This window comes from Thalassococcus sp. S3, from assembly GCF_004216475.1.
GTDB lineage: Bacteria > Pseudomonadota > Alphaproteobacteria > Rhodobacterales > Rhodobacteraceae.
In genome coordinates this window covers 4,560,005-4,580,308 of sequence record NZ_CP022303.1, presented here as the reverse complement: position 1 = coordinate 4,580,308, position 20,304 = coordinate 4,560,005, and the positions used below count along the sequence as shown (strand labels likewise).

Genomic DNA, 20,304 nt, shown 5'->3' with positions numbered 1-20,304 from the left:
TATATCAATACCACATTTTGCCGGAGGCATCTTCCATGGCCAGGATCGACATCACAGTCAGTGAGGTAGGGCCGCGCGACGGGTTGCAAAGCATCGACCGGGTAGTCGATCTTGAAACCAAGAAAGCCTGGATCGCCGCCGAGGCTGCCGCCGGTGTGCCGGAGATCGAGGTCGGCAGCTTTGTAAACTACAAGCTTCTGCCCCAGATGGCCGACACGGCCGAGCTTGTGGCCTTTGCCTGCGGCATAGACGGGCTGACCATCGCGGCCCTCGTGCCCAATGCGCGCGGGGCGGAGGCGGCCCTGGCCGCAGGCGCTCACAAGATTTCCATCCCAGTTTCCGCCAGCGAGACCCATTCGCTGAAAAACGTCCGCCGCACCCACGCCCAAATGATCGAGGAAGTGCGCGCCATCCGTGCCCTTGTCGATGCGAAGCCAGAAGGCGAGCGCCCCTATTTCGAGGCCGGTATCGCCACCGCGTTCGGTTGCACCATCGAAGGTCACGTACCGCTCGACACCGTCACGCGTCTTGCCGAAGAGCTGATCGCGGCCGGTGCCGAGGAGGTGGGCCTTTCGGACACGACCGGCTATGCCAATCCCCGCATGATCCGTGACCGCATCCGCGCGGTGCACCGGACCGTCGGCGCCGACAAGCTGACCGGCGTGCACCTGCATAACACCCGTGGCCTGGGCCTCGCCAATGCTGCTGCGGCATTGGAAGAGGGTATCACCACTCTGGACAGTTCCCTTGGCGGTTTGGGCGGATGTCCTTTTGCCCCGGGGGCCAGCGGCAATATCGTGACCGAAGATCTGGTCTTCATGCTGGAGGCCATGGGCCTGAAGACCGGGATCGACCTCGACCACCTGATGCAGGTGCGGGAGCTTCTGATGGCCGGTATCCCCGATGAGCCGATCTATGGGTTTCTCCCCGATGCGGGCCTGCCGCTTGGCTGGTCCGACGAAAGACCTGACGCAGCCTGACATGGCTTATCAGCGCTGAGGTCGGCAGGTGGTTTGCATCAATTTGCAACAGCGGCACTCAAGACATGCTGATAGCCAAGGGAACTGTCGTCGTTGATGTGCTTGGGCAGGTGGAAAGACTTGGCTGCTAAGGTATTGCCCTGATCCGTCGGCCGTTAGAGTTGCCCTTGCGTCCTTGTCTTCTGATAGGCCGAGCCAGGACTATCGCGGGGAGGGCTCCGTCAAGTCGGGAACTGTTCGCTGCTCCTCAAGCCGCTGAAGCTCCCGCATATGAAAGTCCCGATCGCTTTCGCTCTCTTCCGGGCCTCGGGAGAGGCTGCGCGCCAGATCAAAAAAGCCCTGTCCGGGCAGCCCTTGCCCCGCGCGACTGACCACGCGGGCGGCGAGGAAGGGTCGATTTGCGCGGGCGTCATCGCGCATCGTTGCCTCAAGCGCCTTCGTAATCTTGCGCACCGAGCCGGGCGCCCACAAACCTATCGCGCGCGCCAGGGCTCGGTAGGTCAGCGGCTCAGACCCGCCAGGCTGTGACATCAGATAGGCCCGGATGCGTGCGGCAAGCTTGCGCTCCGCGCCGGAGGCTGCATCAATCACCTTGGGTGGCGGGATTTCACGTGCGTGCCCTTGTGTGTCTATCTCGGCCGCCCAGGCCCGCGTGCTGCTGCGCAGTATGATCCTGGTTTTGCCGGCATCGGCGTCTGTCCCTGTTTCCGTGACGCCGACGACATCGCCGTTTTGAAGGCCCGCGCGCAAGGCGTCAGGCGTCAGGCCCAGACGCGGGGCCAGAAAGTCGGGGTCGACCATCACCTGGCCTTCATTCCAGTTGAGCGCCCCTGCCGGGACGGGCCGTTCGAAAACGGGTGATGTTCCGCTTTCACGCGCGTAATAGGGCGTGCTGCCGGCTTCATGATCGGTGACGTCAACGATTTCCTGCAGGTCGGGCAGGGCCGCGCGCAACATCCGCTCGACCCCTTCGCGCAAGGTCGCCGCGGAGGCGGCACATCCCTGGCATCCACCGGACATGCGAAGGAAAACGGTGCCGTTCTCTACCTTCTCGGCCTCGATATGACCTCCATGGGCGGCAACCGACGGGTTCACCTGCCGGTCCAAGAGATCCCGCACCGATGAAAGAAGCACCGCATCGGGGTCGTGATCCGTCTGTTCTTGCAGGGTGGATCCAAGAGGATCGGGCGTCGAGGATAGAACCGCGCGAATGCCCGCAGCGATGGATGGTTTCAGATCCGGCCAGGCGGCGCCTTCGGTTTTGCGCACCCAGATCGTCGCGTTTGAGACTTCGACCGTGCCGACACCGGCGATGCCCCGCAATGTGCGCGGTAGGGGGGCGTCTTCGTTGGACGCAAAATGCGCGTCCGCGCCTGTCAGCGGCGCGTCGAGTATAAAGCCCATGACGCTAGGGTCCCGTGCGGAGGCTTGGGCGCGAATACGCAGGCGGGAGGCTTCTTCAGACATCTTCCAGCTCCGCATCCTCGATCTCGCGCAGGGCCTTGAAGGTATAGATGCCCGTATCATGCCCATCGCTGAAGGAGATGCCGAGGGCGTAGTTACCCACACTCCAGATCCGCGTGACACGAATGTCGAGCCGGACGGTCGACGGGTCGAGAAGGGCGGCCCCCGTCATCTCCTCACGGCACGCGGCGCATTGACAGCTTATGCGCAGATCACGAGGGCTGAGCCGTTGCACCCGGCCATCCGCCCAGCTGAGGGCCAGCCCGGTGGCATCATAGTCGACATCCGCAAGCCGATCCGGCGCCATTCCAGGCTCGACCGGAGAGACGCTTGGCCGGCTCTTCTCGTCTGTGATGGTCCATGCAAAAGGCATGGCAACACCGCCGACCGGTCCTGAGCCGCCCGAAAGGGCGCCCGCGATCTGGCGATAAGCCTCGGCGGCGGGGCTGTCTGGCGCGGCATCGACCAGAGGTGTGCCGGCATCGCCCGTGTCCACCACATGCGGATCTAGCGGGACCTTGCCCAGAAACGGCACACCCAGTTCCGCCGCGATGGCAGCACCGCCGCCCTGATGGAAGATATGCGTTAGCGTTCCACAGGAGGGGCAGGTAAATCCGCTCATGTTTTCGATCACGCCAAGGATCGGAACCTTCACCTGCTCCATCATGCGCAGACCGCGCCGGGCGATCTTTAGGCTGACATCCTGCGGCGTGCTGACCACGACCGCGCCGGTCAGCGGAAAGGCCTGCGCGAGGGTTAGCTGAATATCCCCTGTGCCCGGTGGCAGATCGAGCAAAAGGATATCGAGCGGCCCCCAATCGACCTGTCGGACAAACATCTGAAGGTACTTGGTCACCATTGGTCCGCGCAGAATGGCGGGATTGTCATCCTGGGACAGCATCGCCATCGAGATGACCTTGATCCCGAAGGCTTCGGAGGGGATCACCTTGCGGTCCGGAGACATGGCTGGAGGCGTGCCCACCGGTATGCCCAGCATGCCGGGAATGGACGGGCCATAAATGTCGGCATCGACAATGCCTACGCGCAGTCCCATACGGGCCAGTGCAACCGCGACGTTTGTGGTGACGGTCGACTTTCCGACACCTCCTTTGCCGCTGCTGATCGCGATCATCCGGCCCGGAGCAGTGTTGGTGTCATCAGATGCCATCTGGGTGTCCTTTCTGCCCGCGTTCTATTCCGCTGTAACTTGCGCAGAGCTTTTGAATGTCTTCGGCTGCAACTTCCGCAGCCATGCAAGCGCAATAACCACTCGTACCGGACGGGGTGAAGTGAGTGCAGTCGCCGCAGGTCCCGAAGGCTTGCGCGCCTCTCAGATCGGCCAGCGTGGAAACCAGGCTCGAGAGGGTTTTCAAAAAAGCGTCCCGTTCCGTGCGCGGCAGCATGTCAACGGCGCTGATCAGCCGCTCCAGCGGGTCAGCGGCAAGCGCCTTGTGCCCTGTCTCGGTCAGTTCCAGGCATGTGCTGCGCCCGTCCGTCGGCGACGTCTTCCGCGCGATCAGGCCACGCTTTTCAAGCGCCTTGACGATTTGGGAGGCCGTCCCCCGTGTGGTTGCCTGAAAGCTGGCAAAGGCCGACGGGGTGCGCGTGCTGGGATTGGCCCGCGCGAAAAAACGCAAACAGGTCCATTGCGCGGCTGTCAGGTCGGTGCCCGCATCCTCGCTCCGCGAAGCCCGTCCGATATGGACCAGCAGCTCCGCGATCATTTTGGAGTGATTGATTTCACGCGCCATACATAAATGATAGCGAATCGAAACTAAATTGACAAGATGTCAAAAGTTCATCTCGATTGGGAAGGCGGCGGGACAGGCGGGCAAAGGATCCATAGCAGGATCAATCAAGTGCGATCCGTGTGAGCTTGCCCAGGTCTTCGGCCAGACGCTGTTCGAGTGCCCGCAATGTCGGTGATATCAGCCGGCGATCCGGGAGGATCATCATGATGTCCGACAGTTCTTCCTGCTTCCAGCCGGGCAGCACCCGGACCAAAGCGCCGGCATCCAACAGTGGTGCGGCATCCCAGGCTGACTTGAGCGCGATACCCAGACCGGCCTCGCAAAAGCGCATCACGGCGTCACCCGAAACGCAACGCAGCCTGGCCTTGGGCTTTGCGACATGAATGCGTCCTTCGGTTGACGTCAAGGTCCAGACGGGCGTGTTGCCGAGCATCAGGCCATGACTTGCGTCCAAGCTTTCCACCGTATCGAAAGGGCCGTGGCTGGCCAGATAATCGGGTGTCGCGATCAGGATGCGCACATTGCTGGCGATGCGCCGGATCAGATAGTGATCGGGCACCGTGCCGCCGATCCGGATCGCCAGATCAATGCGTTTCCGATCCAGATCCAGAAACGCGTCCGTGAGGTGCAGATCTATCGACGCATTGGGATTTTCGATCAGAAAGTCAGCCACCACCGGTGCCACGGCAACGGTGCCCAGTCTTGACGGCGCGGAGACGACGACGTGCCCGGTCAGCTCGCCCCGCGCCTCTCTGGTTTCGCCAAAGGCTGCGGCGGCCTTGGTCAGGGCGTGGGCCTCGGCCAGCTTGCGCGCGCCGGTCGCCGTCAGAAACAGCCCGGTGGGTGCGCGGTTGAATAGGCGTTGGTCCAGATGGGCTTCGAGCCGGTCGAGGCGTCGCGACACGCTGGACGGTGCCTGGCCTCGGCGCCGTGCCACAGCAGAGAAGCTGCCCAATTCGGCCAGCTCTTCAAAGAGTTCCAGATCGCCAAGAATGTCCATCGCCAGCCTTTGCGTAAAACGCAAAGGAGTGTGGCATATTCATAATCTTCTGTGAATGCCCGTAGCGCTCCAGTTTAGCCATGAGAGCAAGCGAGGCGTTTTAAAATGGGCAGACACGATTTGACCTTTACAGGCGGTAGCGTCATTGCCGCAGGTTTTGGAACAGCACATACAGAGCTCTGCATCGACGGCATTCAGATCCGCTGGCCCGACGAAGCCTCCGACAGCCGTTTTGAGCAAAGCTGGCTGCGTAGGAATGCTCACGACAGACAAATTCACGTGGATGTCCCGGTCGAACCGAAGGCCTGTGGCAGTGACTATTCTGAGGCGATAGACGGTTTCTCTTACTCTGGTGTAACGGCGAATGATGGAGAGGCAGCGCTTAGCATTACGGCCTTTCGCATTCTGACGGAACACGACGCGGAGTTCCGGTTCTGATGGAGAAAGCTAGGCATCTGGCGCTCCTGCGCTCTGCAAACTTGGCCAACCGGCCGCTTCGAACGGAGCCATTTGATCTGGTCCCGACATGGTATGGCGCTTGGCGCGCGTTGGCTGAACGGATCAACGCGCCGGAAAATCAACTCTCTCGCAGGTGCCTTTCTAGGGAGATGCTGTTGATCAGCAGCCATCTTTCATCGCGTGGACCTCGTGCCCTTGACGCAGGCGAAGGGCAGGGGGGTGTGAGATGACAGCCCGGATCACAGCCTTGCCCCTGCTATGCGGCCTCTTCGTTGTGCTGTGGAGTTCAGGATTTGTCGGGGCCAAATTTGGCCTCGACTATGCCGGAACCTTCACCGTTCTGTTCTGGCGATATGTACTGGTGGTCGCGGTGCTTGGGCTGATCGTCACGCTGACGCGAAACTGGCAACGGATCCCACGCGGCGTCTTGCTGAGGCACATGGTCGTCGGTGCCCTGGCGCATGCCGCCTGGCTGGCGTCTGTCCTTGGCGCGATTGATCTGGGGCTGTCTGCAGGGCTTGCGGCGTTCATCACCGCCTTGCAGCCGATCATGACCGGAGCCTTGTCGGTCCGAATGACCGGAGAGCGCGTGTCCGCGCGAGAGTGGATGGGGCTGGGTTTAGGTCTGCTCGCCGTGGCTATCGTGATCGGAGATGGCCTAGCCCTGGGAGGATCTGTTCTGGCCTATTTGTTGCCCTTCGTTGCGGTCATCGCGATTACCATCGCCTCGCTCATCGACCGGAGCGCGAATGTCGATGGCGGACCGAAGATACCGCTGGTGCTGGTCACATTCTGGCATTGTACGGCGTCGCTGCTTGTACTGACGCCGCTGGCCATCGGGCTGGAGGGGCTGCGGGCGGATTGGTCGGTTGGATTGGTCTTCTCGATTATCTGGCTGGCGCTGGTTGTTTCGCTTGCCGCCTATGGCCTGATGTTTGTCTTGCTGCGCCAGCTTCCCGCGGCACGAGTGGCAAGTCTGACCTATCTCTCACCGCCGGTCACGATGATCATGGCATGGGCCTTGTTCGGAGAGACCCTGAACGAAGCCGCCCTTCTGGGTCTGGTGGTGGCGGCACTTTCGGTGGGGCTGACGCTGACAGCCCGGGTCGTGCCTGTCCCGGCGACCGAAAGGTGCACGCCACCTGCGTCAGACGACCTGCCGCCAAGACGCTCGACCTGTCGTAACGAGAGAGTCAGAAAGATGATCTGACATGCGATGTCCGGCGCGCTGAAAGGGCGCCGGAATTTGGGTCGCTGCGTCCCGGTTTCGCCAAAGTCGAACCTCAGGACGGGCATGCATGTCTTCGGTCAACGAGGCGGCAGGGGCATCCAGTCGGCCATGGCCACGTCGGCATGCTGGAACTGAGGCATCTTGGCGCCGAGGTCATCCATATTCTTGATGTCTTGTTCGTTCAGAAAGTCCTGGGTGATCAGGGTTGGCGGGATGATCACACTTGCCCCCGGATCCTCACCCGCAAGCATCAGCGCCAATGCGCGGACAGAAACCTCGCCAACTACGGCTGGATTGGTGGCCACAGTCGCGACCCATGCCGATCCCGGCTCCCGCATGGCGGAGATGTCGGCGGTGGAGACGTCAGCCGAATAGATGTCGATGTCATCGGTCAGACCGGCCTCGTCGACGGCGATTTTTACCCCTTTGGCAAACTCGTCATAAGGCGCGAAGACGACGTTGATGGTGGGATTGGCCTGCAGAACCGCGCGGGCCTGGTTCGCCACGGAATTCGCGATGGGATTATCCAGGGTTCCAAATTGCGCGGCCTCGGTGATGCCTGGATTTGCTGCTTTAACCTCTTCCCACGCGACGTGCCGCCGGTCCAGCGGGGCGATACCCGGCACGTAAACATAGCCTGCGGTGAAGGCATCACCGTTGTCTTTCAGAGCCTGATCAAGGGCCATCTTGCCCAAAAGGTAATCAGACTGTTCGATTTGCGGGATCGCGTCGTTCTCGACATTAACATCAAAGGCGACGACCTTGATGCCAGCATCGACCGCCCGTTGTGCGGCCTCCTTCATGGATTCCGTCAGCCCGTGCTGGATGACAATGCCGTCCACGCCCAGTGCGATGGCCTGGTCGACCATATCGGCCTGTAACGCGGCATCCTGACGGCTGTCGAAGACCCGCAGGTTCACACCCAATGCCGCGGCCTGTGTTTCAACACCAGACAGGTAGGCCTGGAAAAAGTCGCCGGTGGACAGGTAGCGGACAAGGGCAATGTTCACGTCCCCCTGATTGTCAAATGGCGCGGGCATATCCTGCGCTGTTGCCGTCATCGTGCCGAGCGTGAAAGTCGCGGCGCTTGTAAGCGCTAGGAAGCTCCGTTTCAGCATTTTGTTTCTCCTCCCAATTGCTGATTTTATGAATGCCCCGCGCCGCTTCGGCGCGAGGATAGGTAAAAGGTGAAAACCAGCGCTGCCACCAGCACGAGGCCCTTTACGAAGTCCTGGGTATAGTAGGGCGCGTTCATCATGGTCATGCCCTGCAACAGAATGCCGACGAACAGTGCGCCCACCGCGGTGCCAAAGGCGTTGGGACGCGCCGCGCCAAGTACGGCGAACCCGATCAGTGCCGCCGCGACGCTGTCCAGCAGAAGGTTGTTCCCGCTCGCAATATCCCCACGCCCGAGGCGGGCAGCTAGAAGGATCCCCCCGATCGAAGCGGTCACGCCAGAGATCATGTAGGCCACCACCTTGTAGCGATTGACCGGCGTGCCAACCAGCGCGGTGGCCCGTTCGTTCGAACCGATTGCGTACATCAGCCGTCCGTGACGCGTGAAGCCGAGGAAGAGCCAGATCAATACCGCGATAACCAGGAAGACGACCACCGGCACGGGCAGAAGTCTTTCGATCACAAGATCGAAGCGGTGACGCCCAAGCCAAAGAAACGCTTGCGAAAAGGCGCCTTCTGCTACGGCGCCATCGGCAAGGGCCATGCCGGTCGCGATGGAATTGCCCTGCGTCGGGATGCGCTGCAAACCAATCAACAGGAACATCATGCCCAGGGTTGCCAATAGATCTGGAACGCGGAATTTCACGATCAAAAGGCCGTTGATCAGCCCCACGAACGCGCCCATCACCAGGCAGAGAAGGACGGCAATGAATGCGGGATGTTCCAGGATGACCATCGAATAGGCCGACAGCATCAAGGCCGAGGTCGCGACCGCGCCGATCGACAGATCGAACCCGCCGACCACCAGCGTACATGTCACGCCGAGGGCCAGAATCCCCGTGATCGCGACAGATTGCAGAACAAAGACAGCCGAACGGGGGCTTGAAAAGCCGGGCGCAGCCGCGCTGAAGTAAATCACCAGCCCCGCGAGCAGGATGAGAAAGCCGTAACGGATGGCGAAGTTGAGCAGCCGGTCGTTCATAAGTCTGTGCCTGTTTGTGAAGCCGCTGAACCTCCGGTGATGTCCGAAACCAGCGCGGTCAGATCGACCTGTTCGTTTTTGTGCGTGCTGACGACGGCGCATTCGCTCATCACCACGATACGGTCCGCGATCTCCAGGGCCTCGTCGATCTCTGCCATGAAGACCAGCGTCGCGCGCCCTTGGGCAGAGGCCCGTATATTCGCGCCGATATCGCGCCGCGCGCCGATATCGACCCCCTGAAACGGCTCATCCAGCAACAGGACCCGGCAGGGCTGCATCAACCAACGGGCGATCATGACCTTTTGCTGATTGCCACCCGACAAGGTGCCGATGTCATCTGCCTGGCTTTGACAGACGATCCCGACATGTTCGACCATTTCGCGGGCGCGGCTTCTTTGTTTGCCGGATCGCAGAAACGACCCGGCGCTGAACGCTCCGAGAAAAGGCAAGGTCATATTGTTGGCAATGTCAAAACCGGGGATCACCGCGTTGCTGCCACGGTCTTTCGGCGACATGAAAACACCTTGTGCAACGGCCTGCCGGACCGAGTTGGGACGATAGTCTTTGCCGTCGATCCGCATATGTCCGCCCGCCGGCGGGGTGATGCCAAAGATGACCTCGGCAAGTCGGCTTTTGCCGCTGCCCAGCAGACCGATCAGCGCGACGACCTCTTCGTCCCGTGCGGTCAGATCAATGGGCGCACCGCCCGCAGACAAGGTGATGTTGTCAAGCTCCAAGATGGGGCTTTTGCCATCCTCCACCTCGATATCCACCTCGGTCATCCGATGCCCCAGCATCGCTGTGACCGCAGCCTCGTAATCAAGCGGCGCTTCGTCAAAAAGGCCGGAGATTTCTCCATCCCTCATGCAAACGATCCGATCCGCAACGCGCCGGATATCGGACATGCGGTGTGAGATATAAAGGATGGCCACGCCCTGCTTGCGAAGCCGGTCGATCAGTTCAAACAGACGATCCGCTTCAGCGGCGGACAGAGAGGATGTGGGTTCGTCCAGAATAAGGACCTTTGGCGATCGCGCCATGGCTCGGGCGATCGCGATCATTTGCCGGTCGGCAACGGATAGATCCGAGACACGGGCACGCATATCGACCTCGATCCCCATGGAGGCCGCAATCTTGCGGGCTTCCTCGCGCAGCCAGCGTTCTCGAACGAAAAGGCCGTTTCCTCTCTTGACCAGGTGATCCAGCATCAGGTTGTTCGCGACGTCCAGTTCCGGGACGACGCCGTCATCGATGGATTGGTGAACCGTGACCACGCCCTGTGCGATGGCGTCCGCAGCGTCCGCCGGGGTGAATGCGCGTCCCGCGAGCGTCATCCGGCCCCCGTCGGCCGTGTGGTACCCGCAAATGATCTTAACAAGCGTCGACTTGCCCGCGCCATTGGCGCCCATAAGGACGGTTACGCTGCCCGCAGCGAGGGACAGATCAATGCCACGCAGGACATGATTGCTGCCAAAGGACTTTTGCAATCCCTCGATCTTCAATGTTTCGGTGGACAACGCAGCCCTCCCCAAGCGGCCCTGGATCAGGATAGACGGGAGGAAACAACATTGTCAATTGAGTTGACATTTGTTGATATTGCGTGTGCGCTGAAAAACTATTATTATAAAACAGTATATTAAGATCTCTTCCTCCTTGAGGAAGCAATGCGAGCCTCAATCGCGAAAACCGCGACAAACAGATTGGCGGGATTCCGGGGGTGTTGCATCAACGGCGTGACAGCCCCCTGACGGTCGAGCAAGCGCGATGCCTGGCACAACATGTTTGGGCCTGTTTGCCCCCAAGGTTCAAAACCAGACTTGGTCTGCAAAGGGGCGCCGAAATCAGTCTGGACGCCCGCGCATTGGCCTCTTCTATCGTGCCGGTTGGCTCTGAGAACCGGTTCCTAAAAAGGCTGAGCCGGGACACCTCGCTTTTTGAAATCCGCACCGCCCCTCGTGGAGCGGTACAGGGGCCTCTAGGCGGTCTTGCGCAAAATGCGGTCAGAAAGGACATCCTTCAATTCAAAGGCCGCTCGCATCAGCCGCTTTGTATAGTCCGCTTCGGGGCGATCGAATATCTGTTCCGTTGGCCCTTCTTCGACCACTTTGCCCTCTTTCATCACCATGACGTAATCCGACAGTGCACGAACGACGGCGAGGTCGTGGCTGATGAACACATAGGACATGCCAAAACGTGTCTGCAGATCCCTGAGCAGGGTCACGATCTGCTTTTGCACCGATCGATCCAGCGCCGAAGTGGGCTCGTCCAGAACAATCACGTCGGGTCTGAGAACCAGCGCCCGGGCAATGGCGATCCTCTGGCGCTGCCCGCCGGAGAATTCATGCGGGAAACGATTTCGGACACCGGGGTCGAGTTCGACGTTCCTGAGCGCGTCGCGGGCCGCTTGATCCCGGTCGGCGTCCGACAGGTCGGGCTGGTGAACCAACAGGCCTTCGGTGATGATCTGCCCCACGGTCATGCGCGGGCTGAGCGAGCCATAGGGATCCTGAAAAACCATTTGGAGCTTTTTGCGCAACGGACGCAGGTCCGCGCGGCTCATCGCGTCAATGGTGGCACCCTGAAAGACGACGGTCCCTTCGGCCGGGATCAGCTTGAGCATCGCGCGGCCCAGTGTCGATTTGCCGGACCCGGACTCCCCGACCACACCCAGCGTCTGGCCGGCATGCAGGGACAGATCGACGGACTTCACCGCTGCGATATCCTCTCCCTTCGAGCGGAAGACGACGTTCATGCCTTTTGCCGAAAGGATTTTTTCGGCGCTGTCGGGCACCGGATCCTTGCTGCCCTCGGGTTCGGCGTCAAGCAGCATGCGGGTATAGTCCTGCTGTGGACGCAGAAAGATGTCGTCGGTCACGCCGTGCTCCACGACCTCCCCATGACGCATCACATACACCCTGTCGGCAAACGCCTCCACGATTGTCAGATCATGCGTGATGAAAAGGATCGCCATTCCCAGACGCTCTTGCAGCTCTGCCAGAAGGCTTAGAATTTCAGCCTGGATCGTGACATCCAGGGCCGTTGTCGGCTCATCCGCGATCAGGAGGTCGGGATCGTTGGCAAGCGCCATGGCGATCATCACCCGCTGGCGCTGACCGCCCGACATCTCGTGCGGATAGCTGTCGATGCGCTGCGCGGGATTGGGGATCTTGACCAGCTCCAGAAGCTCCAGCACCCGCTTGCGCGCGGCTCGTGCGCTCAGGCCGCCGTGCACGCGCAGCGGCTCGGCGATCTGGCGCCCGATCGTGTAAAGCGGATCGAGCGAGGTCATCGGCTCCTGAAAGATCATCGCGATCTTCGAGCCGCGCACCCGGTCAAGGACCCGCTTGGGCTGCCCGATCAGTTCCTGGCCCTGAAACCGGGCGGATCCGGTGGCGCGGCCATTGGCGGCCAGAAGGCCCATAGAGGCCATGATGACCTGGCTTTTGCCGGATCCGCTTTCACCAACGACGGCCACGGCCTCAACCCGCGCGATGTTCATGCTCACGCCCCGCACGGCGGAGACATCGCCGTCCTGGGTGTCGAAGGTGACCTTGATGTCGTCGATCTGAAACAGGGGATCGGCCATGTCAGCGGTCCTTTGGATCAAGCGCGTCGCGCAGCCCATCCCCCAGGAAGTTCAGGGCAAAGAGCAGTATGGTCAGCGCAATGGAGGGGTAGAGGAGCATGTAAGGCGCGCCCCGAAGATCCCGCGCCCCTTCGGATATCAGCACCCCGAGGGAGGTCAGCGGCTCCTGAACGCCGAGGCCCAGGAACGACAGGAAGGATTCCAGCAGGATCACCTTCGGGATCAGCAGGGTGGTATAGATGATCACGGGACCCAGCGTGTTGGGGATGATGTGCCGTCTCAGGATCCCGCCGGATCCCACGCCCAACGCATCTGCGGCCTGAACGAATTCGCGTCGTTTCAAGGAGATCGTCTGCCCTCGAACGATCCGCGCCATGTCAAGCCACTCAACGGCCCCCACGGCTATGAACATCAAGATCACGTTTCGCCCGAAAAAGACGACCAGAAGGATCACGAAGAAGATGAAGGGCAGGGAGTAGAGGATATCGACAAGCCGCATCATGACGTTGTCGACCCATCCCCCGACATAGCCCGCCGTGGCGCCGTAAAGCACGCCGATGACAAGCGCGACCCCGGTGGCCAGCGCACCGATCATCAGCGACACGCGGACAGAGATCAGGATCCGCGACAGCAGGTCACGACCGTTGGCGTCGGTGCCGAAAATGAAATAGAGCCGTTCGACGTCCGCCTGCATCACGATGCGGGTGCCATCGGGCGAAAGCTCGGCCACCTGCGCGCCCGAGAAAAGGTCCGAGCGATCAAGAAACCGCACGATCCGTTCGTCGATTTCACGGGGCGAGGTTGCCTCCACCACCAATGTGTTGCCGTTGAGCCGCACCTCCTGCAGGTCAACCCGGGCACGGGCCAAGGCCCGCTCGGCCTGAGGAATGATCTGTTCCTCACGCGGATAGGCCTCAAGGCTCGCGGGGACTTTGACATAGTCGCGGTAAACCGTGGCGTAGTGGTGTGGAGAGAGCGAAGGGCCGAAGATACCGGCCAGGATGTAGAAGATCAGAACGGCCAGAGAGGCCATCGCCGCCTTGTTGCGGCGCAGCCTGTAGAAAGCAGTGGCCCAGAGGGAGCGGCCCTTTGCCTCGGCCGCGTTGGCGAGTGCCTCAGTCATAGCGAACCCTCGGATCAAGTGCGGCGTAGAGCAGGTCAACGATCAGGTTGAAGACCACCACGAAGAGGGCGACGATAATGACCGTGCCCATCACGAGCGTGTAGTCACGGTTAAGCGCGCCCTGAACGAAATATCGTCCGATGCCGGGCAGGCCAAAGATGGTCTCGACCACGATAGAACCGGTGAGCAGTGCGGCAGCGGCGGGTCCAAGATACGTGACCGCCGGCAGGCAGGCTGCACGCAGCGCGTGGGTGATGACGATCATACGGGTGGGCAGGCCATAAGCCCGGGCCGTGCGCACGTGATCCGAGCGGAGCGCCTCGATCATCGAGCCGCGGATCAGGCGTGCGATGACGGCGATCTGCGGCAGCGCCAGCGTGATGATGGGCAGGACCATGTTGGCCGGATTGCCGCCGCCCCACCCCCCGGCGGGCAACAGACCCAGCCAGACACCGAACAGCAGGGCAAGGACCGGGGCCACCACGAAGTTCGGAACGGTAATGCCGATGGTCGCCGTCGCGATGACCGCGTAATCGACCCAAGAGTTTTGCCGCAAGGCCGCGATGCATCCCAACAGGGCGCCGATGACCAAGGCCAGCAGCAGCGCCAGACCGCCCAACGTCATCGAGATCGGCAGGCCAGCGGCCAGAAGCTCCTGCACGTTGAAGTCACGATAGATGAAGCTTGGCCCCAGATCGCCTTGGAACAGGTTTCCCAGATATCGGAAATACTGCTCGTAAAGGGGCTTATCGAGGTGGAAGGTCGCGTTGAGGTTCTCCATCACGGTGGCTTCCAGCGTGCGTTCGCGGTCGAAGGGGCCACCAGGCGCCACGCGCATCAGAAAGAAAGCCGCCGTGATGATCAGAAACATCGTCGGCACGGCGCCCAGAAGGCGCCTCAGGGCGTATCGAAGCATGAAAAAGGGGTCCTGCAAAAAGACCGCCCGGAGCTTGTCCGGACGGTCTTGTGTCGATCTTATTCGCTCAGGCTCAGGAAGCGTGTGGGATGCACGTCCATGATATTGCCCTGCCAGCCCTGCAATCGGTCCGAGACAAGGTTCAGCGAGGAATAGAAGAGGATCGGGATCTGCGGCACGTCACGCAGGAAAAGCGCCTCGGCCTCGGCCAGGATCTGGGCACGCTCGGTCAGATCGGTCGTCTCTGCCGCCTTGTCGAGAAGGCCGTCATATTCCGGGTTGTCGTAAAGCCCGTAATTGAAGCCGGGATTGTCCGCGCGGTTCAGAAACAGGAAGTTCTGCGGATCCGAATAGTCTCCGATCCAGCCGGCACGGGCGGCATCGTGGTCTTTCTGGTCGCGCAGGTTGGCGTAGTGGGCGGACAGATCACGCACATTGTACGTGACGTTGATGCCCAGAGGGGCCCACATATCGGCAATCGCCGTGGCGGTCGCGCGGTGGTTTTCCGAGGTGTTGTAGCTGATCTCGATCGTAATCGGATTGTCCGGACCGAAACCCGCTTCCTCCATCAGTGCGATCGCCTGGTCTTCACGGTCGAGCATGGCCATGCCAGCATATTCAAGCTGCGGCGGTTCTTCAACATAGTTGGCGGTGCCCGGCGGGACCAAAGCATAGGCGGGAAGCATCGCGCCGGCCCAGATCTCTTCGGCGATGAACTCACGGTCGATGGCCATGCTCATCGCCTGACGCACGCGTACATCGCTGATCCCCTCCCGGGTGGAGTTCATGCCGTAATAGTAGACGCCCAGATACGGATGGATCTGGACCTTCTCGCCCAAACGGCTCTTCAGATCGGCCAGTTGTTCGGCCGCGATGTCGTCGCAGGAATGAACCTCGCCGGCCTGGAAGCGGCGTGCGCAGTTGGCGCGGTCTTCGAACGGCGTATACTCGATACGCGCGATGGCCACGTTTTCAGCGTCGTGGAACATCTCGTTCTTTTCCATGACGAGCTTATCGTTTGGCGTGAACGAAACCAGCGAATAGGCGCCGTTCGACACCATGTTGCCGGGTCGAACGAAATCGGCGCCGTATTCTTCCACGCTTGCCGGATGCACGGGCAAGGCGGTCTGGTGGGTCAGCAGCTCGATGAAGAAGGGTGTTGAATTTTCCAGAGTGATTTCCAGCGTGCGGTCATCAATGGCGCGCACCCCCAACTCAGCCTCTTCTCCTTTGTTGATCGCTTCCGCGCCTTTGATGGCATAGAGAATGTTGGCGTATTTTGCGCCGGTTTCGGGCCGCATGATGCGATTGAGCGAGAAGACGAAGTCGTCTGCCGTGACCGGATCGCCGTTCGACCATTTCGCGCCTTCACGCAGGGTGAACGTATAGATCGTGCCGTCTTCGGATGCCTCCCAGCTTTCGGCGACCCCGGGTACGACCTCGGCCGCGCTGTTATAGACGACAAGACCCTCGTAGAGGTCCCGCAACACATGCCCTTCGACAACCGTTGAGGTCTTGTGCTGATCCAGCGTCTCCGGATCGCCCGAATTGCCGCGGACATAAGTCTGGGCCTGCGCCGCGCCGACGCTCAGGGCAAAAACGGCGCTGAGCAGCAGGCCGGAATGCATGGGTTTGTGGAACATCAAGGGGATCCTTTCCTGTTTGGTTTCCATAAGCTCGGGCAGAGGTCGGGCACCGACGGGTCCTGAGGACCGTCACGTCACGATCGCGCTCACATGGCAACCGGCGTCCCAGACAAATGCATGTCGAGCTTTGATACCCCTCTATGCGTCGAGGGCGAGGGGAGGCCCATGTCCAGAAATGCAAGAAAAGGATTGCATGGATCGAGTGCTTTTGGGTGCCCCGAACCGGATTCTACCGGTGGTTCGCGAACCCCAAGGCGCGCTGCGGCGCGATACGGCCGCCCGCGAGGTCAATCGAGCATACCATGCGATCGAAACTCGGGAATTCTGCCTTGGAACGGCAGCCAAAGGCGCGGATTGCCGGTGCAGATCTCTGGGCCGACGCCAATGCGCGTCGGCAGATATGTTTTCCGCCCCGCTCTTTCAGTTCAAGGGGGCAGTGCTGTCAGGCCCTGCGGGCGGGAATCCGCCGTGTTCAGCCATCGCGGGAGCGTTTGATGAGTTCCTGACCGTATTCCGTTTCGAACCGACCTGTGCGCAACGCGTCGACCCCGGCTTGTTCCTCGATCCGGCCCGACTTTAAAATCGCGAGCCGGTCGCAGAGAAAGCTCACAACCGGAAGGTCATGGGTGACAAGCAGGAAGGTCAATTGCCTCTCTTCGCGAAGGCCCTTGAGCAGGTTCAGGATCTCGGCCTGCACGCTGACGTCCAAGGCGCTTGTCGGCTCATCCAGCAGCAAGACCGGGGGGCCAAGCATCAGCGCGCGGGCGATGGCGACGCGCTGGCGTTGTCCGCCGGAAAGCTGATGTGGCAGGCGAAAGCGGAAGCGCCGTGGCAATCCAACGGCGTCCAACATGGCGAGAACACGGGCATCGCGATCCGGCAGGCCGTGAATGATCAGCGGCTCTGACAGAGTGTCGTCGAGGCTGCGACGTGGATGCAGGCTGCCGTAAGGGTCCTGGAACACCATCTGGACCTTGCGAGCCAGCCGGGCACGGCGCCCGGGAGAGAGCGTTTCTCCCGCGATTTCGAGGGTGCCGTCCCAGTCCGAGATCTGTCCGGCAAGAGCCTTGAGGATCGTGGATTTCCCCGAACCGCTTTCCCCGACGAGTGCAAAGCTTTCGCCCGCCGCGACCGAGAAGGAGACATCGTGCAATACGGTTGTCGGGCCGAAACGCACGGTCAGATCGCCTACTCCGATCACAACGTGCCCCGATCCAGAACCGGCAGACGATCACGGGTTTCATCCATCCGGGGCACGCTGGACAGCAGGCCCCGTGTATAGGGATGTTCCGCCGCCTCCAGTTGGCCCGCGCCCAGTTCCTCGACCACGCGGCCCTGGTACATCACGATGATGCGGTCGCACCAGCGGGCAACCGTGTTGAGGTCATGCGATATCAGGATCAGACCCATCCCGCGCCGCTGCACCAGATCGTCCAGAATGTCGAGCACCTGACCCCGGACCGACACATCCAGTGCGCTGGTCGGTTCATCTGCGATCATGAGGGCCGGCTCAAGAACCACCATCATCGCGATCATCACCCGCTGCCCCATCCCGCCGGAGATCTCGTGGGGATAAAGCCGCGCGACCCGCTCCGGATCCGCGATCCGCACGGCCTCCAGAACCTCAAGAACCCGCACCCGGCGCTGACGGGCGGAGAGGGCGCCGTGGACTTCCAACGCTTCGGCGATCTGGTCGCCGATGGGTATCACAGGGTTCAGGCTGAATTTGGGATCCTGCAGAACCATGGACATGCGTGCCCCGCGCATTGCGCGAAAGTCCCGTTCAGAGAGGGTTCTGAGGTCGGTTCCCTCGAATTCGAGGCGGTCCGCCGTGACGCGGCCCGGCAGTGGGATCAGCCCCATGATGGCGCGGCCCGTCATGCTTTTCCCCGAACCGCTTTCGCCCACGATCCCCAGTCTTTCCCGGCCCAGGGTCAGGGAGAGACCGCGCACAACCTCGACCGGGCCATGATCGGACGGGAAGGTGACGCGCAGATTGTCGACGTGAAGCAATGTCATCCCCGGCTCCGGCCTTTCGGGTCAAGCACATCCCGCAAGCCGTCGCCAAGAAGGCAGAAGCCCAGAGAGACGATGACGATGGCAAAGCCGGGCATCGTGGCGACCCACCATTGATCAAGGATGAAGGCCCGCCCGCGCGAGATCATCGCGCCCCATTCCGGCAAGGGTGGCTGCGCGCCCAGACCAAGAAAGCCCAGCCCGGCCGCTGTCAGGATAATGCCGGCCATGTCGAGAGTGACGCGCACGATGGTCGAAGACAGGCACAGAGGGATGACATGAAGTCTTATGATGCGAAAGGCCGATGCGTCCTGCATGCGCACGGCGTCCAGAAACTCGGAATTGCGGAACGTCAGAACCTCGGCACGGGCGATGCGCGCGTAGATCGGCCAACCGGTAATGGCGATGGCGATTACCGCGTTTTCAATGCCGGGCCCCAGTGCGGCGACGAAGGCCAGTGCGAGGATCAGTCTTGGCAGCGACAGGAAGATGTCGGTCAGACCCATGAGCACGCGGTCGATCCAGCCGCCGAAATACCCAGCAACGACACCGATCAGCAGTCCGAGCGGCGCGGCGATGACGGCGACCAGAAGAACGATCATCAACGTGATCCTCGCGCCATGGATCACGCGGCTCAAGATATCCCGGCCAAGCTCGTCCGTTCCCATCCAATGCTCAGCCGATGGGGGCTGAAGGCGGTTCGCGAGAACACCCTCGACAGGAGAATAGGGGGCCAGCCAGGGTGCGAAGGCCGCGATCAAGAGAAGCGCCACCACGATTGCAAGGCCGACCATCGCGAGGCCATTGCGCGCCAGAGCCCGCATCAATCGCCAGGCTTGCCCCAACCGAGACTGCAGACGGGTTTCGGGATCGTCCGACAGGAGCCACGCGCGCGAAATCATGTGCGTGCCCTCGGATCCAACAGCCGGTAAAGCATGTCCGATCCCTTGTTGATGGCGATGAAGACCGTGCCGATGACAAGCGTGGCGCCCAGCACCGCGTTCATGTCCGCGTTCAGCAACGCGGTGGTCAGATAGTTTCCGATGCCCGGCCAACTGAACACAGTCTCGATCATCACCGAACCTTCCAGAAGCCCGGCATAGCTGAGCCCGATCACCGTGATGAGCTGGACCCGGATCGGCCGGAAAGCATGACGCCAGAGGATCAGCCGCTCCGGCACGCCTTTGACCCGTGCGGTGATGATGTATTCCTGCGAGAGCTGTTCCAGCATGAAACTCCGGGTCATCCGCGCGATATAGGCAAGGGCGAAAAACCCCAGGATCGTCGCGGGCAGCACGATGTGGGACAGGGCGCTTTGAAGGGCCTCCCAATTGCGATCAAGCACGCTGTCGACCAGCAAAAGCCCGGTCTTCACCGGAACCATCCCGTCAAGAAAGAGGTCAATGCGCCCCGGCCCGCCCACCCAGCGTAGCTGAGCGTAGAACAGAACAAGCCCCACCAGGCCCAGCCAGAATGCCGGGATGGCGTATCCGGCAAGCCCGATCACCCGGATCACCTGATCGATCCAGGATCCCTGGCGGGCGGCCGCGAAAACACCCATCGGCACGCCCAGCGACACGCCGATGATGATGCCGATGGTCGCCATTTCCAGAGTTGCGGGAAAGACACGCGCCAGATCCACGGCGACGGCCCGGCCGGTGGCGACGGATACGCCAAGATCCCCCTGAAGAACCTGCCAGACATAGCGCCCGAACTGGACAATCAGCGGGTCGTCCAGCCCCATCGCGGCACGGACCGCGTCATAGGTCTCCTTGCTTGCGCGGTCGCCGACCACGGCAAGCACAGGGTCAATCGGCACGACCCGGCCAATCAGGAAGGTGATCGCCAAGAGCCCCAGAAACGTCAGGAGCAATGTCAGAATAAGGCTGAGTGCGGGCAGGAGGCGGGTCAACGCAATGTCCGTTTTTTGTTAACCTAGCAAAGAATTTTTGACTGATCAAAATTTTTTTACTA

18 protein-coding genes are annotated in these 20,304 nt (G+C 61.3%); 3 read left to right on the top strand and 15 right to left on the bottom strand.

Annotated features, from left to right (window positions below; genetic code table 11):
• The first annotated feature begins 35 nt into the window (after positions 1-35).
• Complete coding sequence (locus CFI11_RS22385) at positions 36-980, top strand: hydroxymethylglutaryl-CoA lyase (RefSeq protein WP_130409697.1); 945 nt, start codon at positions 36-38, stop codon at positions 978-980.
• Between the two features lie 201 nt (positions 981-1,181).
• Here CFI11_RS22385 and CFI11_RS22380 read toward each other — a convergent pair whose 3' ends face one another.
• From CFI11_RS22380 to CFI11_RS22365, 4 genes are all read right to left on the bottom strand, one after another.
• Positions 1,182-2,447 carry a DUF6522 family protein gene (locus tag CFI11_RS22380; RefSeq protein WP_130409696.1) on the bottom strand — a complete coding sequence of 422 codons (1,266 nt, stop codon included), beginning with the start codon at positions 2,445-2,447 and terminating at the stop codon, positions 1,182-1,184.
• On the bottom strand, positions 2,440-3,612 hold the full coding sequence (locus CFI11_RS24865; RefSeq protein WP_130409695.1) for a P-loop NTPase: 1,173 nt from the start codon (positions 3,610-3,612) through the stop codon (positions 2,440-2,442). The genes CFI11_RS22380 and CFI11_RS24865 overlap by 8 nt, the downstream gene beginning before the upstream one ends.
• Positions 3,602-4,195, bottom strand: a complete 594-nt coding sequence (locus CFI11_RS22370; protein WP_130409694.1) for a MarR family winged helix-turn-helix transcriptional regulator — start codon at positions 4,193-4,195, stop codon at positions 3,602-3,604. Before CFI11_RS22370 ends, CFI11_RS24865 begins: the two co-directional genes overlap by 11 nt.
• A 100-nt stretch (positions 4,196-4,295) precedes the next feature.
• Complete coding sequence (locus CFI11_RS22365; protein WP_130409693.1) at positions 4,296-5,195, bottom strand: LysR family transcriptional regulator; 900 nt, start codon at positions 5,193-5,195, stop codon at positions 4,296-4,298.
• 105 nt (positions 5,196-5,300) lie between these two features.
• Here CFI11_RS22365 and CFI11_RS22360 point away from each other — a divergent pair, with 105 nt between their 5' ends.
• Positions 5,301-5,633 carry a hypothetical protein gene (locus tag CFI11_RS22360; protein ID WP_130409692.1) on the top strand — a complete coding sequence of 111 codons (333 nt, stop codon included), beginning with the start codon at positions 5,301-5,303 and terminating at the stop codon, positions 5,631-5,633.
• A 247-nt stretch (positions 5,634-5,880) separates the two neighbouring features.
• Entirely contained in the window at positions 5,881-6,864 is a 984-nt protein-coding gene (locus CFI11_RS22355) for a DMT family transporter (RefSeq protein ID WP_130409691.1), read from the top strand.
• 98 nt (positions 6,865-6,962) lie between these two features.
• Here CFI11_RS22355 and CFI11_RS22350 read toward each other — a convergent pair whose 3' ends face one another.
• From CFI11_RS22350 to CFI11_RS22300, 11 genes are all read right to left on the bottom strand, one after another.
• A complete protein-coding gene (locus CFI11_RS22350; protein ID WP_130409690.1) occupies positions 6,963-8,003 on the bottom strand; it encodes a substrate-binding domain-containing protein in 1,041 nt (346 codons plus the stop codon).
• A 26-nt stretch (positions 8,004-8,029) separates the two neighbouring features.
• Positions 8,030-9,043, bottom strand: coding sequence for an ABC transporter permease (locus tag CFI11_RS22345; protein ID WP_130409689.1), 1,014 nt, complete (start codon positions 9,041-9,043; stop codon positions 8,030-8,032).
• Positions 9,040-10,560 (bottom strand): sugar ABC transporter ATP-binding protein, encoded by a 1,521-nt coding sequence (locus tag CFI11_RS22340; RefSeq protein ID WP_165390372.1) that lies wholly within the window; start codon positions 10,558-10,560, stop codon positions 9,040-9,042. The genes CFI11_RS22345 and CFI11_RS22340 overlap by 4 nt, the downstream gene beginning before the upstream one ends.
• Before the next feature lie 458 nt (positions 10,561-11,018).
• Positions 11,019-12,629 carry an ABC transporter ATP-binding protein gene (locus CFI11_RS22335; RefSeq protein ID WP_130409688.1) on the bottom strand — a complete coding sequence of 537 codons (1,611 nt, stop codon included), beginning with the start codon at positions 12,627-12,629 and terminating at the stop codon, positions 11,019-11,021.
• Between the two features lies 1 nt (position 12,630).
• Positions 12,631-13,752: an ABC transporter permease subunit gene (locus CFI11_RS22330; RefSeq protein ID WP_130409687.1), complete on the bottom strand. Its 1,122-nt coding sequence runs from the start codon at positions 13,750-13,752 to the stop codon at positions 12,631-12,633.
• Positions 13,745-14,668 carry an oligopeptide ABC transporter permease OppB gene (gene oppB / locus CFI11_RS22325; protein WP_130409686.1) on the bottom strand — a complete coding sequence of 308 codons (924 nt, stop codon included), beginning with the start codon at positions 14,666-14,668 and terminating at the stop codon, positions 13,745-13,747. Before oppB ends, CFI11_RS22330 begins: the two co-directional genes overlap by 8 nt.
• A 59-nt stretch (positions 14,669-14,727) precedes the next feature.
• On the bottom strand, positions 14,728-16,311 hold the full coding sequence (locus CFI11_RS22320) for a peptide ABC transporter substrate-binding protein (protein ID WP_130409685.1): 1,584 nt from the start codon (positions 16,309-16,311) through the stop codon (positions 14,728-14,730).
• Between the two features lie 475 nt (positions 16,312-16,786).
• On the bottom strand, positions 16,787-17,515 hold the full coding sequence (locus CFI11_RS22315; RefSeq protein WP_130409684.1) for an ABC transporter ATP-binding protein: 729 nt from the start codon (positions 17,513-17,515) through the stop codon (positions 16,787-16,789).
• A complete protein-coding gene (locus tag CFI11_RS22310) occupies positions 17,512-18,333 on the bottom strand; it encodes an ABC transporter ATP-binding protein (RefSeq protein ID WP_130409683.1) in 822 nt (273 codons plus the stop codon). Before CFI11_RS22310 ends, CFI11_RS22315 begins: the two co-directional genes overlap by 4 nt.
• Positions 18,330-19,232 (bottom strand): ABC transporter permease, encoded by a 903-nt coding sequence (locus CFI11_RS22305; RefSeq protein ID WP_130409682.1) that lies wholly within the window; start codon positions 19,230-19,232, stop codon positions 18,330-18,332. Before CFI11_RS22305 ends, CFI11_RS22310 begins: the two co-directional genes overlap by 4 nt.
• Positions 19,229-20,242, bottom strand: a complete 1,014-nt coding sequence (locus CFI11_RS22300) for an ABC transporter permease (protein WP_254448992.1) — start codon at positions 20,240-20,242, stop codon at positions 19,229-19,231. Before CFI11_RS22300 ends, CFI11_RS22305 begins: the two co-directional genes overlap by 4 nt.
• Between the last annotated feature and the right edge of the window lie 62 nt (positions 20,243-20,304).